18 protein-coding genes are annotated in these 12,841 nt (G+C 59.0%); 5 read left to right on the top strand and 13 right to left on the bottom strand.

Annotated features, from left to right (window positions below; translation table 11 throughout):
- Window position 1: 1 nt before the first annotated feature.
- The 5 genes from rpmD to rpsH are packed head-to-tail and all read right to left on the bottom strand — an operon-like array spanning window position 2 to window position 2,195.
- Window positions 2-187 carry a 50S ribosomal protein L30 gene (gene rpmD / locus RAE07_RS02850; protein ID WP_023020587.1) on the bottom strand — a complete coding sequence of 62 codons (186 nt, stop codon included), beginning with the start codon at window positions 185-187 and terminating at the stop codon, window positions 2-4.
- A 3-nt stretch (window positions 188-190) separates the two neighbouring features.
- Window positions 191-814: a 30S ribosomal protein S5 gene (rpsE, locus tag RAE07_RS02855; RefSeq protein WP_023020586.1), complete on the bottom strand. Its 624-nt coding sequence runs from the start codon at window positions 812-814 to the stop codon at window positions 191-193.
- A 40-nt stretch (window positions 815-854) separates the two neighbouring features.
- Window positions 855-1,256 (bottom strand): 50S ribosomal protein L18, encoded by a 402-nt coding sequence (gene rplR, locus RAE07_RS02860; protein ID WP_005322788.1) that lies wholly within the window; start codon window positions 1,254-1,256, stop codon window positions 855-857.
- Between the two features lie 3 nt (window positions 1,257-1,259).
- Entirely contained in the window at window positions 1,260-1,796 is a 537-nt protein-coding gene (rplF, locus tag RAE07_RS02865) for a 50S ribosomal protein L6 (RefSeq protein ID WP_239204633.1), read from the bottom strand.
- Between the two features lie 15 nt (window positions 1,797-1,811).
- Window positions 1,812-2,195 carry a 30S ribosomal protein S8 gene (gene rpsH / locus RAE07_RS02870; RefSeq protein ID WP_005322799.1) on the bottom strand — a complete coding sequence of 128 codons (384 nt, stop codon included), beginning with the start codon at window positions 2,193-2,195 and terminating at the stop codon, window positions 1,812-1,814.
- 355 nt (window positions 2,196-2,550) lie between these two features.
- Here rpsH and RAE07_RS02875 point away from each other — a divergent pair, with 355 nt between their 5' ends.
- Window positions 2,551-2,799 (top strand): DUF6457 domain-containing protein, encoded by a 249-nt coding sequence (locus RAE07_RS02875; protein ID WP_317001288.1) that lies wholly within the window; start codon window positions 2,551-2,553, stop codon window positions 2,797-2,799.
- Entirely contained in the window at window positions 2,799-3,617 is an 819-nt protein-coding gene (fdhD, locus tag RAE07_RS02880; RefSeq protein WP_317001290.1) for a formate dehydrogenase accessory sulfurtransferase FdhD, read from the top strand. The genes RAE07_RS02875 and fdhD overlap by 1 nt, the downstream gene beginning before the upstream one ends.
- Here the strand turns inward: fdhD and RAE07_RS02885 are convergent.
- A complete protein-coding gene (locus RAE07_RS02885) occupies window positions 3,614-4,399 on the bottom strand; it encodes a formate/nitrite transporter family protein (RefSeq protein ID WP_317001292.1) in 786 nt (261 codons plus the stop codon). The two genes, fdhD and RAE07_RS02885, sit on opposite strands and share 4 nt — an antisense overlap.
- A 140-nt stretch (window positions 4,400-4,539) precedes the next feature.
- Here RAE07_RS02885 and RAE07_RS02890 point away from each other — a divergent pair, with 140 nt between their 5' ends.
- Complete coding sequence (locus tag RAE07_RS02890) at window positions 4,540-5,136, top strand: hypothetical protein (RefSeq protein ID WP_317001294.1); 597 nt, start codon at window positions 4,540-4,542, stop codon at window positions 5,134-5,136.
- Between the two features lie 393 nt (window positions 5,137-5,529).
- Here the strand turns inward: RAE07_RS02890 and rplE are convergent, their stop codons facing one another.
- From rplE to rplN, 3 genes are read right to left on the bottom strand one after another with little or no spacing between them, the layout of a single operon-like run.
- Window positions 5,530-6,081 carry a 50S ribosomal protein L5 gene (gene rplE, locus RAE07_RS02895; protein ID WP_023020566.1) on the bottom strand — a complete coding sequence of 184 codons (552 nt, stop codon included), beginning with the start codon at window positions 6,079-6,081 and terminating at the stop codon, window positions 5,530-5,532.
- Between the two features lie 2 nt (window positions 6,082-6,083).
- On the bottom strand, window positions 6,084-6,398 hold the full coding sequence (rplX, locus tag RAE07_RS02900; protein ID WP_023027809.1) for a 50S ribosomal protein L24: 315 nt from the start codon (window positions 6,396-6,398) through the stop codon (window positions 6,084-6,086).
- Between the two features lie 4 nt (window positions 6,399-6,402).
- A complete protein-coding gene (gene rplN / locus RAE07_RS02905) occupies window positions 6,403-6,771 on the bottom strand; it encodes a 50S ribosomal protein L14 (RefSeq protein ID WP_049378875.1) in 369 nt (122 codons plus the stop codon).
- Between the two features lie 530 nt (window positions 6,772-7,301).
- On the opposite strand from rplN, the gene RAE07_RS02910 reads away from it, so the two are divergent.
- Window positions 7,302-8,219: a hypothetical protein gene (locus RAE07_RS02910; RefSeq protein WP_317001297.1), complete on the top strand. Its 918-nt coding sequence runs from the start codon at window positions 7,302-7,304 to the stop codon at window positions 8,217-8,219.
- A gap of 175 nt (window positions 8,220-8,394) precedes the next feature.
- A complete protein-coding gene (locus RAE07_RS02915) occupies window positions 8,395-8,787 on the top strand; it encodes a multidrug transporter (protein WP_317001299.1) in 393 nt (130 codons plus the stop codon).
- 36 nt (window positions 8,788-8,823) lie between these two features.
- Here the strand turns inward: RAE07_RS02915 and RAE07_RS02920 are convergent, their stop codons facing one another.
- The 4 genes from RAE07_RS02920 to RAE07_RS02935 all read right to left on the bottom strand — a co-directional run bounded on the left by RAE07_RS02920 (window position 8,824) and on the right by RAE07_RS02935 (window position 12,823).
- The gene (locus RAE07_RS02920; RefSeq protein WP_248100349.1) at window positions 8,824-9,666 is read right to left on the bottom strand and encodes an ABC transporter ATP-binding protein; all 843 of its coding nucleotides are present in this window, start codon (window positions 9,664-9,666) and stop codon (window positions 8,824-8,826) included.
- 85 nt (window positions 9,667-9,751) lie between these two features.
- Entirely contained in the window at window positions 9,752-10,786 is a 1,035-nt protein-coding gene (locus tag RAE07_RS02925; RefSeq protein ID WP_317001302.1) for a FecCD family ABC transporter permease, read from the bottom strand.
- 3 nt (window positions 10,787-10,789) lie between these two features.
- Window positions 10,790-11,875, bottom strand: a complete 1,086-nt coding sequence (locus RAE07_RS02930; protein WP_317001303.1) for a FecCD family ABC transporter permease — start codon at window positions 11,873-11,875, stop codon at window positions 10,790-10,792.
- The gene (locus tag RAE07_RS02935) at window positions 11,876-12,823 is read right to left on the bottom strand and encodes an ABC transporter substrate-binding protein (RefSeq protein ID WP_317001304.1); all 948 of its coding nucleotides are present in this window, start codon (window positions 12,821-12,823) and stop codon (window positions 11,876-11,878) included.
- Between the last annotated feature and the right edge of the window lie 18 nt (window positions 12,824-12,841).

The following is a 12,841-nucleotide window of genomic DNA, read 5'->3' on the forward strand; positions in this document are numbered from 1 at the left end:
TTTACTCCCCTGCCACTTCTTCGACGGTGACCAGGTGGCGAACCTTGTGAACCATACCGCGAACGATCGGGGTGTCCTGCTTAACTACGGACTGACCGATGCGCTTGAGGCCAAGAGCCTCAATGTTCTTGCGGTGGTTCGGCTTGGTGCCCACCAGGCCCTTTACCTGTGTAATCTTCAGAGCCATTGCTTATGCCTCCTGACCTGCGCGCTTGCGCAGCATACGGGCCGGGGTGACCTCTTCGATGGACTTGCCACGACGTGCGGCAACCTCTTCAGGGCGGACCAGCTGCTTGAGGCCGTCCACGGTAGCGCGGACGACGTTGAGTGCATTGTCGGAGCCCAGGGACTTCGACAGGATGTCCTGCACGCCAGCGCATTCAAGCACTGGACGAGCAGCACCACCGGCGATAACACCGGTACCAGGTGCGGCAGGCTTCATCATAACGATGCCAGCTGCGTCGCGACCCTCAACCGGGTGGGTGATGGTGCCGGCAATCATCGGAACGCGGAAGAAGTTCTTGCGAGCCTCTTCAGCACCCTTCTGGATTGCGGCCGGGACTTCCTTGGCCTTGCCGTAGCCAACGCCAACCTGACCCTGGCCGTCACCAACGACGACGAGAGCGGTGAAGGACATGTTGCGGCCACCCTTAACGGTCTTGGAGACGCGGTTGATGGTCACAACGCGCTCGATGTACTTATCGCGCTCGTTGTCCTGGTGGTTACGACGATCGTTGCGGCGGCCGTTGCCACCGCGGTTGTTCTTGTTGTTCTCGGCGGAGCGTCCGCCGTCACGCTGTTCACGGTCCGACATTAGGCGTTCCTTCCGTTGATGTTTCCGTTGACGATGATCATTAGAACTTCAGACCACCTTCACGTGCGGCGTCAGCCAGCGCAGCGACGCGGCCGTGGTACTTGTAGCCTGCGCGGTCAAATACGACGTGCTCGATGCCAGCGGCCTTTGCGCGCTCGGCAACCAGCTCGCCTACCTTGGCAGCCTTGGCCTTCTTATCGCCCTCGAGTGCACGAACGTCCGCCTCCATGGAGGATGCGGAGACCAGGGTGTGGCCTGCCAGGTCATCAATGACCTGGACGTGCATGTGACGGGAGGAGCGGTGAAGAACCAGACGCGGTGCCTCAGGGGTGCCGCGCAGGGTCTTACGGATACGGAAGTGACGGCGTGCGCGTGCTTCGCGACGACGGGAGGAGATGTCCTTGCCGACTGGAGTGCGCTTGGTGTTTTCAGTGTTTGCCATTGCTTACTTACCCGTCTTTCCGACCTTGCGACGGATCTGCTCGCCTTCGTAGCGAATACCCTTGCCCTTATAAGGATCGTCCTTACGCAGACGACGGATATTAGCGGCGATCTGTCCGACTAGTTGCTTGTCAATACCGGTAATGGACAGCTTGGTTGCGCCGTCCACTGCGAAGGTAATTCCCTCCGGAGCCTCGATGAGGATCGGGTGGGAGTAGCCCAGGCTGAATTCCAGGTCCTTGCCCTTCTGCTGGACACGGTAGCCGACACCGAAGATTTCCATCTTGATGGTGTAGCCCTCGGTCACGCCGATAACAGCGTTGTTCAGCAGGGAGCGGGACAGACCGTGCAGAGCACGGTTCTTGCGGTGGTCATCAGGGCGGGAGACGGACAGTACGCCGTCTTCCAGGTTGATGGCGATAGGCTCTGGAACGTTAACGCTCTGGGCGCCCTTTGGGCCCTTAACCTCAACGTCTTGGCCGTTGATCTTGATTTCGACGCCGTTTGGTACGGCGATTGGTGCTAGACCGACTCGAGACATGTGTCAAACCTCCCTTTACCAGACGTAGGCGAGAACTTCTCCGCCTACGCCCTTCTCCTCAGCCTGACGGTCAGTCAGCACGCCGTGGGACGTGGAAATAATAGCCACGCCCAGGCCGCCCAAAACCTGCGGCAATTCGGTGGACTTTGCGTACACACGCAGACCCGGCTTAGACACGCGACGCAGGCCAGACAGGGAGCGCTCGCGGTTGTTGTACTTCAGCTCGAGGGACAGGGTGTGGCCCTCGACGGTGTAGTCAGCGATGTAGCCTTCCTGCTTCAAGATGTCGGCAATATTTGCCTTCAGCTTGGAGGTAGGCATCGACACGGTGTCATGGTGCGCATTACTTGCGTTGCGCACGCGCGACAGCATGTCGGCAATAGGATCAGTCATAGTCATATGAGTGACCGTGTACCTTTCTCGTTGCGGTTCCCGTGCTCACCAAAGCGTTCTCCGTGTGATTTCGGGCTACTCACGCTCCCCACGGTCAGTACCGTGAGGCACTCGCCACCCTTTAATTCAGACAACGGTCCGCTATCTACGGCGAGGGGCCTACAACAAAGTTGATGTTCAGTTCTTGCAACGGCTCGGCGCTTTCTGCAGCTCAGCGTGCCCAAATTCGCAATGATCGAGGCACGCCGAAGCCTCGGCGCAAGCACGAGGTACTATGCTACGCCATAACCTGGGGTTTTCCAAATAGTCCCGCCCAGTCATTAGAGTCAAGACCAGCACGAACATAAATAAGGAGATGGCTATGACCCAAACTCACGAGGACCCCATCCAATCCGCCCACGAGTGGCTGGAAGAAGCCGCCCGTCACCTTGGCCTCGACCCACAAGAGGCAACCGCGCTCACCCGGGAAATCCTGGACTTAACCAAAGACGTTGCACATAATCGCTCCCGCCCGGCGGCCCCGCTGACGGCCTTCCTCGTCGGCCTCGCTTCTAGCGATGTAGACGAAGCACGTAGCAATATTGCCGCCCTAAAGCAGGTGCTGCAGTAGTGGCCGGCCGCAAGAATTCCACCTTCGCCGTCACCAAGGTCCGTTTGGGAGAAAGCCTGCAGGTCGATACCCGCGCCGATACTGTCGCCGGCGAGGAGCCCCTGGAAATCCGCGTGGGCGGCCAGACCATTACTACCACCATGCGCACTCCCGGCCATGACATCGAGCTGGCGCACGGTTTCTTGCATTCGGAAGGCCATATTGCCTCGCTTGGCGACGTCACGGAGGCCCGCTACTGCGCCGGCTCCACCGTCGACGGAATGAATACTTATAACTTGCTCGACGTCGACCTGGCGAAAAAGAATGTGCTTGACCTAAGTGATCTGCGCCTGACCACCACAACTTCTGCCTGCGGCGTCTGCGGTACCTCCTCTATCGAGGCGTTGACCAAGCAAACGCGCTACCCGATTCCCCAAGTGCCGGTGGATCCCTATGTCGTGGCCAAGCTGCCCGAAGCACTTCGCGCCGAACAGAAGCAATTTAAAAAGACCGGCGGCATTCACGCCGCCGGTGCCTTCACCTTGGCCGGTGAACCGGTTGTCATCCGCGAAGATATCGGCCGACACAATGCCGCCGATAAGGTCATCGGTCACCTTCTGCTAGAAGATCGTCTGCCTGCGGACGATCTCATTTTGGTAATGAGCTCGCGCGCCAGCTTTGAGCTCGTCCAAAAGGCCGCAATGGCCGGCTTCGGAATGCTGGTTGCCGTCAGCGCCGCCTCCTCCCTAGCGGTGGAAACGGCCCGTGAGACCGGCATGGCGCTCGTGGGATTTGCTCGCGGCGACCGCTTTAATGTGTATTCCGGCGAGCTCGCCTAGTCGCGGTAGGCCTCTGGGCCACGGTTGAGCCACGAGTAGACTCCGCCCACCAAAAGGCCGCCGCCAATGAAGTTGCCGATCCACACCAGGATCCAATTGAGCGCCACGTTGCCAACAGTCAGGGTTGCCGGCACTGGGTCGGAAGCGAAGAGCGTGATGCTAAACAGGCAGAAGTTCGCAATAACGTGTTCCAACCCCAACGCTACGAAGGCACCGATAATCGGGATAATCACGAAGAACTTCGAAGCCGCATCCTTGGCAAAAATGGCTCCCACGATACCCATATTGACCACGAAGTTCGCGGCAATTGCCTCTACCAACATGCCTTGCGGGGACTTGGTGAGCTTGCCTTCAGAAACCGTCACCAAGAGGTGCGAGGGATCTAGGTCAGCGAACTTGGCAGACATCGCCATAATGGCGGCAAAAATGATCGCGCCCACCAGGTTGAAAATGGTGGTGATAAGCAGCAGGTACAGGGCCTTGCCCCACGTCACGTGCTTATTGCTGGCGGCATAGACCATGTACATCATGTTGCCGGTAGCCAGATCGGCTCCCAGGAGCAGAATGGCGAAGAGGCCTACGCCGAAAAATAGGGCGAAAGCCACGGAGCCCATTCCCGGCGCAACGCCGTTGACGGCCTGGCCTACCACACCGGCAAAGGCGGTACCGATGCACAGGTACACACCCGCCAAGGTAGCGCGCACTGCAAAGCGAGCGAAGGATTCATCTAATAAGGTGACCTTCTTGACAGCCGCCGCCTTGGCGGCATCATTGAGAGACATTTCAACCTCATTAATTAAAGAGAATTTAATTCCTCTAATCTTATCCTGACCACCCGATTCCGCGTCAATTCCGGGTATGCATGCCCCTGCGTTGTAAGCTAGAGCTTTCCTATTACCCGTAATTTCTCTTCGGAGGTCGCATGGATTCCCAACCCCGGCCGCGGAGGGAACCGAATCGGCTGCCCACTAACGGACGCCGGAGCGTTCCATCGCGATCCGCCCGCACAAATGCTGATCGCCAGTGGCGCCAGACCGAAACGCGCACCCGCCAACAACAGCGCCGCCGCCCACCACGCCTCATTGAGGACACCTCACTTCCCCGCCACCGTCGCAAACCCACCCTGTGGGAGCGAATCAAAAAGGTATGGAAGTCCTCCGGCATCCTTCGCGTGGTTATCGGCATCGTTGCTACCATGTTACTCGCCAGCACAATCAACCGCGTGGTCAACCCACCAGAGGGTCTAGAGACCAATGAGGTCACCGCAGAAGAGGCACCTGCCATCGACACTTCACCTGCGGTCGAGCTCTTCATCCCCGCTATTGAGGCCCATGCCGATTTTCAGGACGGCTCCTGCCTCGTAGCCAACGGTGCCATCAATCAGGATTCCATGAATAAGGCCTGCACCTACACTGCCGAAGACCGCCATTATTCACTGCCGGCCACGACGGCTCAAGACATCGTGGTCATCGCCAGCCATACCGGTGTGGGCGTACCGGGCGTGTTTAATAATCTCTAGATGGCTCCACGAACGAGCAAAAGGTCCATCTGGGAGACAAGCTCTACGTGCGCACGCAGAATTCCGGCCAGAACTGGCTCATCTATACCGGTACCGACTTACACGACCCAGATAAACAGGGGCTTTCTGACGACGCCTCTATTTGGGGCGAGGGCCCATGCCCGGCCGTTGTCTCACCATCAGTTGCATTCAACTTGCCAACCCTTTGGAGCCGGGAGTGCGCAACGCGGTCGTCGGCTGGCAGTATGAGGGCACTACGCACACCGAGACCGAAAGCGCCTAAGCCGCACTGGCAGGAGCCAGCGCCTTCGCCCCGTGGAATTCGAAGCGCTCGGTAAAACTACAAAATCCCAACGCCCCTTTTCGGGGAGTTGGGATGTCTTAGCGCTCTATTTACTTGAACGGGAAGCCGAGCTCGCGCAGGAGCTTGCGGCCCTCGTCGTCGTTAGTAGCGGTGGTAACGACGGTGATGTCCATACCACGAGGGCGGTCGATCTTGTCGATGTCGATCTCGTAGAACATAGACTGCTCGGACAGGCCGAAGGTGTAGTTGCCGTGGCCGTCGAACTGCTGATCAGACAGACCGCGGAAGTCACGAATACGTGGCAGCGCGATGGTCAGCAGGCGGTCTAGGAACTCCCACATGCGGTCGCCGCGCAGGGTAACGCGTGCGCCAATGGGCATGCCCTCACGAAGCTTGAAGTTCGCGATGGACTTCTTAGCGCGACGCAGCTGCGGCTTCTGACCGGTAATAGCGGTCAGATCCTCGAGTGCGCCGTTGATGACCTTGGAGTCACGTGCGGCTTCGCCAACACCCATGTTGACAACAACCTTGGTGACACCAGGGATCTGCATGACGTTGTCGTACTTGAACTCGTCATTCAGGGTCTTGCGGATTTCCTCGCGGTAGCGAGTCTTCAGACGCGGGGTGTAGTTCTCGCTCATTTTTAGATGTCCTTCCCGTTGCTACGCGCGATACGGACCTTCTTGCCGTTCTCGTCGAAACGGTAGCCCACGCGGGTCGGGTTGCCTTCGGAGTCAACGATCGCAACGTTGGACACGTGGATCGGTGCTTCCTGGGTAACGATTCCGCCGGACTCGGCGCCACGCTCGGCAGCAGAGTTTGCGACGTGCTTCTTGATGCGGTTAACGCCCTCTACGAGGACCTTGTCACGCTTTGGGTATGCCTCGATGACCTTGCCCTTCGCGCCCTTATCTGGGCCCGAAATGACGATCACCATATCTCCCTTATGGATCTTCATAAGACTAGATCACCTCCGGTGCGAGAGAAACGATCTTCATGAAACGCTTGTCACGAAGTTCGCGAGCAACCGGTCCGAAGATACGGGTACCACGAGGCTCGCTATCGCCCTTGAGAACAACCGCAGCGTTCTCGTCAAAGCGAATGTAGGAGCCGTCTGGACGACGGGTTTCCTTCTTCGCGCGGACGATAACTGCCTTTACAATGTCGCCTTCCTTGACGTTGCCACCTGGGACAGCGTCCTTGACAGTCGCGACGATAACGTCGCCGATGCCAGCGGAGCGTCGGACAGAGCCGCCGAGAACGCGGATGCACAGCAGTTCACGTGCACCAGAGTTGTCGGCGACGCGCAGACGCGATTCTTGCTGAATCACTATGGGTCTCCTGACCTGGATTGATGTGCGGTAAGATTTCCGTCCTTGCCGCACGCGGTCTACAAACTTGCGATGCTCAAGCCTTTACAACGGACTATGCCGAAGGGTCTCGGACCGGCGGTTCGGAAACGCACCACTACGGGCCGACCAGCTTTTGCAACCTGTACATTCAACCACACGCCAGCGCCCATACCAAAACGCCGGTTAGTGATTACCGACGCCCCCCCACCTCCACATATATTTCCGTCAGTACACCCACCTACCCCTCGGCCTCTTATTTCGAATACTACGACACGCATAGGCTCCAAAATCATCGCCACAATTTGCACATATGAACCACACTTTAACAACGCTCAGTGCAAAGTCCATCGCGCAGCCATTCTAATGGTTTGCTCTTTCACTGCTGTAACGCATGAGAATTACAGTTAACTTCTGATTTTCATGCAACAACTGCAAATTCTGTGACTACTGGTATTTGCCCACGAAGGACGTTTCTTTGCTCTTTCCCATATTTCCCGAAGGAGAAACACATGAAGCGTTTGCCACAGACCCTGACTGCTGCTGTACTGACCGGCGCACTCGCCTTTGGCGGCGCAGCTATTGCCCAGGCTCAGATGCCACTACCGGCTTCCATCGAGACCAATGGCATTACCTACGACAAGCAGCCCGACGGCAGCTACGCACCACGCAACCACTTTGAGAACCCAGCCGGCGAGGACACCGTACCTACCCTCACTGAGGATCAAGCTCGCGCCATCTGGGAGCGTCAGCAGTCAAAGGATGGTGAAAGCGCTGATCCTGAGTCCCCTGGAAACGAGACTGACACTGAAGGCGCAGCCGACGCCGAGGGTACTGACTCCGAGAGCTCCAACAAAGAAGGTATCCCTGCTCCAACTACGAAGAAGGACGCTGAGGGCAACGAGTGGTACCAGAGCCTGAAGGATCCGAAGGTATACGTCAACGACCCAGCTCTGGTGAATGAAGAGATCACCGACGAGATGCGCAATGCTTACGCTGAGGCGTTCCCGTCTGAGGATTCGAAGCCTGAATTCGACAAGAATAAGCTGGCTTGGTTGGCACTGCCAGCTGCACTGATCATCGGTGGCATCACCTGGTACCTCTCTCAGGACGGCAAGACCTACGTCAAGGACGAGGCACGCAAGAACCAGGAACCGACCGCTGAGGAAAAGACTGCTTCCGAGCAGATGCTGAACGCTAACAAGGACGAAGTTATCGCCCAGGTCGGTCAGCTCGCTAAGGGCGACGCTGCCCAGGCTGAGGTTCCTTCCGCACTATCTGCCCCGGCAACTGGCGAATCTGCAGACTCCGCACGTGGTATGTCCGCTGAGACCGGCTCCAACTCCGTTGCACAGGCTCTGGCTGCTCTGGCCGTAGCTGCAATGGTTGCTGCTGGCGCTTTCACCGCACGCCGCAAGTTCTTCGCTTAAGCAAGAGCCTTCCTAGTAAATAGGAAACTGAATTGAGACTGGCTGCGCCGGTCGGGCTTCGGCCCGGCCGGCGCAGTTTTGTTTCGTCAAAAACAGGATCCACGTAAACGGAAAACGAAGCCCCTACAAGATTGAAATGCCCGGACGCCGGGTAATTCTTAGTACAGTTTCCAGTATGACCTACACCAAGCGCACCCTGTGGCTGCACTCCGCGCTCTTTATCCTCGCGTTTCTCGCGTTTATCCTGCCCGTAGTCTTTGGCACCTCCGCTCTACTTCCTGTTTGGTTGACCGGCGGGCTGAGTCTGGGGCTAGCGGCTTGCGCGCTTGTCGACGCCGCCTATAAATTCTTCGCCCCTACCTCCCCTCGTAGCCTCCGCCTGCTCTCTGGTCTTGCCGGCCTCGTTCTGCTCATCGGCTGGGGCATCTGGGTCTATATCTACGGCAATATGGCGGCCGTGGGCACAGGTTCCTATCGAATCGGTACCCTTTTGCTCGGCGCGGGAAGCGTGCTCAATCTTTTTGTAGTGGCAATTTCCTTTCTAGATATACAAAGAAAGGTCAACTAGAGCGACTGGGCAACAGCCACAATTGGCAGGTTTCCACTAATGCGCCGCTACGACGCGGCGGGGAACAATGATGGGAGCATCGCCGAGCGGATCCTCCCAGGCTTCAGCCTCGATGCCATAGGCCTGCTCCAATACCTTCGGGGATAGCGCTTGTTTCGGCGCCCCGCGAGCGATAATTTTGCCGGCTTTCATCACCACCATGGAATCAGAATAGTGGCCGGCCAGCATGAGATCGTGCAGGACTACAACCACTGTTTTTCCCACCTGCGCCTGTGCGCGAGCCAACTCCAGCATGCGCATGGCATGGGCGGGGTCGAGAAAGGTCGTGGGTTCGTCGAGAAGCAGCACAGGCGTATCTTGTGCCAGTGCCAACGCCAGCCAGACGCGTTGGCGCTGCCCACCCGATAGCGAAGCGATATCACGATCGAGGAAGTCCACAATGTCGGTAGCCTCGCAGGCCTGCGCGATAGTCTCCCGATCCGTAGCGGAAAGGCCGCGCATCCTCCCCTGATAGGGATGACGCCCGCGCGCGACCAACTCGCCTACCCGTAGCCCATCGGGGGCCACGGGGTGCTGCGGCAGCAGCGCCACTTGCTGCGCGGCATCCTTCGCGGACAGCGCATGTAGGTCAGCGTCCCCGACCATGACGCTGCCCTGCCGCGGGGCCAGGATTTTCGAGAGAGTTTTCAGCAGCGTGGACTTGCCACAGCCATTGGGCCCAATGAGCGTGGTGACTTCGCCGGCACGGGCGTGCAGATCGACGCCGGCAAGGATGTCCTCGCCATCCTTATATCCCGCATGAATGCCGGTGGCGTGGAGACTGCACCGAGGCTTCGCGCTCGTGGGCTGTTTAGGCTGATTAGGCCGATTATTCGTCATATCTTTTCCTTCATCCACGTACGACTATCTAGCACCATCCGGCGCTGTGTTTGTCCGTTTCCCCCGCTGTGCCGCGGCGCAACGTTTAGCTGCGCCCGGCCGCATTCCACACCACTATCACCAAGGCGCAGCCGCCGATGACCGAGGAAACCGCACCCACCGGCGCGTTTACCGGGATAGCGCCAGCGATGACGGCGCACACGGGAAGCAACGCCGCGCCCGCGGCTGCCGACGCCAGCGGCGATGGCGTGGGGGTGCGCGCCACCATCCGCGCCAGGTGCGGCGCTAGCAGCGCGATAAACCCAATGGGTCCCACCACCGAGACCACCACGGCGCTGATACCGGTTGCCGCGATAAGCAGAAGAGCGCGCTGGCGGGAGATATTCACGCCCAGGGTGGTTGCGGAGGAATCATCGTGGGCAAGCAGCGGCAGCTCCCGCGCGCACCAGATGCCTATAGCGAGAAACGGCGCTAATGCCGCCAGCAAGGGAAAGATGACCTCCATGCGCACAAATCCAGTCGATCCCGCAAGCCACGTTTGCGCCTCCGCAGCGCGCAGGACCTGGGCGCTGCGCATCAAATACGCCACGATGGCCTGAAACATCAGAGATAAGGCGATACCGACGATGACGATGCGGTTGCTCGTACCGATGCCACCAAGGGCGGCGAGGAGGAGGACAACGAGGAGGGCGCCGATCGTCGCCAAGCATGCCCGCCACCAAAACTCCGGGATGCCCTCAGCGAAACTGGGGCGCGAATGCACGGTACCCAGGACCACCAACACCGATGCCCCGCCGGTAACGCCTAAAATATCCGGCGAGGCGAGCGGGTTGCGGGCCATGGTTTGCGTCCAAGAACCGGCCAGGCCGAGGGCGGTGCCCACGATGACGGTGGCGATAGCAACCGGCAGGCGCAAGTCCCACACCACCCTGATGTGGCTCTCGCTGCCGCCGCCGGTGAGAACATCGATGACTTGACGTGGGCTCAGTTCCACGGAACCTTGCCCCAACAATACTAAGTACGCGATAAGGGCGATAAGGATAAATGCCAACGTGGAAGCGAACACGCGCGCGTGCCGGCGGCGTTGCTGCGCTTGTAAAATAGTGCTGATTGCGGCCATGCGTTATTGCCCCCACGCTCTGCCCACGCCGCGGTGGGCACCCCAAATGAGGAAGGGTGCACCCACTATCGCGAGGACGATGGACATCTCCAGCTCCGAGCTGCCCACAATGAGGCGGCCAATGATATCGGCAGCAAGCACGGCACAACCACCCAAGAGCGCGGAGGGCAAAAGCATGGTAGCAACGCTAGGGCCCACCACCCGCCGCACGATGTGGGGAATGGCAAAGCCGACGAAGGCAATGGGACCCGTTGCCGCCGTTGCACTGCCGGCCAGCACCACGACGCTGAGCGCCGCGCCCACCCGCGCGGTGGTGGGTGATCCGCCCAAGGCGAGGGAGGACTCCTCCCCCATAGCCAAAAGGTCGAGGGGTCTGGCCGCCATCGCCGCACACGCTAGGCCGAGAACAAGCCCTATGCCCGCGATCGCGACGTCTTCTGGGCCGCGGCCAAAGGTGGATCCGATGGTCCACCGCCGCATGCTATCGAGGACGTCCGTGGAATAAAGGCCGATGATCATCGCGCCCGATCCCAAGGCGGCGGAGACGCCGGCACCTACCAGAACGAGCGTCAGAGGATCCTGAAACCGCCGCGATACGGCTAAGACCAGCAGCGTGGTAATACCCGCGCCAGCGAGCGCGAGGGTAGTCCGCATACCGGTGGAGGTAGCAATGCCGATGGCCGTGCCTATGGCAACAAAGAATGACGCACCCGCGGTAACGCCAATAAACCCTGGATCCGCCAGCGGGTTTCTGGTCCACGATTGCGCCAGTACACCGGCCACAGCAAGGGCCGCGCCGGCGAAATAAGCCAGGAAGGTGCGCGGCATGCGCAGGTTCCACACGATATCGTGGATATCCTGCTCCCCTGCTCCGTGCAGGGCGGCGATGACCTCCCCGGGCGGAATCGAGCGGGATCCTAGCGTCAAGGACGCCACCGCCAACACCAGGCTGGCGAGGATGAGAGCAACAAGGAGCAGCTTGTGACTCTGTGCCCGCGTCATTACCCGTGCGGCGGCGCCGGTGGCGGTAGGACTATCTGCGGTGTTATCCGTCTGGATTTTTTGGCCGACTTTCGTGGTTGCTGACAATTACAGCTTCTCTTCAAACTTATCTACTGCCCAGGGGATGGTCACCGGGTTCGGCATACTCATGGCATTACCGGTATCCGTATCCAGGTAGCGCACGCGACCATCCTTGACAACGTCGAGGCCTTGGAAGGTCTTATCCTTCTTCAAGGCTTCGGAGGAACCGTTGTAGTCCAGGACAAAGAGGTAATCAACCTGGTTAAGTTTTGCGTAATTTTCTGGGGCAATGTCAACGAAGAAGCTGCTGCCATCGCCCTGCAAGGCATCGGGGATCTCCATGCCAAGATCCTCGATGAATTGTCCGCGCCCGTCCTCCTCGGTGTAGAGGCCGATTTTGCCGTCATAAGGCATGACGATGGCCGCAGATTTATCCTGCAATTCCGTGTGCTCGCGGCGGAATTCCTCGAAGGCCTTTTCGGTGTCATCGATAAGCTTATCGCCTTCGTCTTCCTTACCCACCGCGTCTGCAATGGTTTCTACCTGCTTTTCCCAGGGCACCTGCCAGTCTTCATAGCCATCTGGCTTGATGGTGGTAGGCGCGATGTCTTCCAGGGATTCCTTCGTATGCGCATCGACGGCTTGGTTCACCGCAATGATCTGGGTGGGGTCTGCCGCAGTGATCTGCTCAAAGGTATCCGCGGTGAATCCGGTTGCGGTGTTATAAATCACCTCAGGTTTTGCTTCGCCTAAAAGCTCCTCTGCCCAGGGGCCGACGCCGGAGGGGTCGCCATCGCCCTCAGCACCCCACGGTGCCACCGTCACGGGAGTAATCCCCAGGGCAAGCAGCGTGTCGGCGTCACCCAGGCCCAGGCTAGCCACGCGCTGCTCGCTGGAAGCGTCAGTAGCCTTAGCCGTTTCATCGCCTTCACCGCGGGAGCAGCCTCCTAAGGCTACGGCTCCGGCAGAAAGCACTGCTACTGCACCCAAACTACGACGGCCGAAAATCTTCACCAGACTAACCCTTTCAAG

The sequence above is a fragment of the Corynebacterium nasorum genome (assembly GCF_032821635.1).
GTDB classification, from domain to species: Bacteria; Actinomycetota; Actinomycetes; order Mycobacteriales; family Mycobacteriaceae; genus Corynebacterium; species Corynebacterium kefirresidentii.

Excerpts from the sequence above, each read along its gene's own strand:
- rpsH (WP_005322799.1), bottom strand. The coding sequence starts at position 2,195 with ATGACTATGACTGATCCTATTGCCGACATGCTGTCGCGCGTGCGCAAC.
- RAE07_RS02925 (WP_317001302.1), bottom strand. The coding sequence starts at position 10,786 with ATGGCCGCAATCAGCACTATTTTACAAGCGCAGCAACGCCGCCGGCAC.
- RAE07_RS02875 (WP_317001288.1), top strand. The coding sequence starts at position 2,551 with ATGACCCAAACTCACGAGGACCCCATCCAATCCGCCCACGAGTGGCTG.
- RAE07_RS02890 (WP_317001294.1), top strand. The coding sequence starts at position 4,540 with ATGGATTCCCAACCCCGGCCGCGGAGGGAACCGAATCGGCTGCCCACT.
- rplF (WP_239204633.1), bottom strand. The coding sequence starts at position 1,796 with ATGTCTCGAGTCGGTCTAGCACCAATCGCCGTACCAAACGGCGTCGAA.
- rpmD (WP_023020587.1), bottom strand. The coding sequence starts at position 187 with ATGGCTCTGAAGATTACACAGGTAAAGGGCCTGGTGGGCACCAAGCCG.
- RAE07_RS02885 (WP_317001292.1), bottom strand. The coding sequence starts at position 4,399 with ATGTCTCTCAATGATGCCGCCAAGGCGGCGGCTGTCAAGAAGGTCACC.
- rpsE (WP_023020586.1), bottom strand. The coding sequence starts at position 814 with ATGTCGGACCGTGAACAGCGTGACGGCGGACGCTCCGCCGAGAACAAC.
- RAE07_RS02920 (WP_248100349.1), bottom strand. The coding sequence starts at position 9,666 with ATGACGAATAATCGGCCTAATCAGCCTAAACAGCCCACGAGCGCGAAG.
- rplX (WP_023027809.1), bottom strand. The coding sequence starts at position 6,398 with ATGAAGATCCATAAGGGAGATATGGTGATCGTCATTTCGGGCCCAGAT.
- rplE (WP_023020566.1), bottom strand. The coding sequence starts at position 6,081 with ATGAGCGAGAACTACACCCCGCGTCTGAAGACTCGCTACCGCGAGGAA.
- rplR (WP_005322788.1), bottom strand. The coding sequence starts at position 1,256 with ATGGCAAACACTGAAAACACCAAGCGCACTCCAGTCGGCAAGGACATC.
- RAE07_RS02910 (WP_317001297.1), top strand. The coding sequence starts at position 7,302 with ATGAAGCGTTTGCCACAGACCCTGACTGCTGCTGTACTGACCGGCGCA.
- RAE07_RS02915 (WP_317001299.1), top strand. The coding sequence starts at position 8,395 with ATGACCTACACCAAGCGCACCCTGTGGCTGCACTCCGCGCTCTTTATC.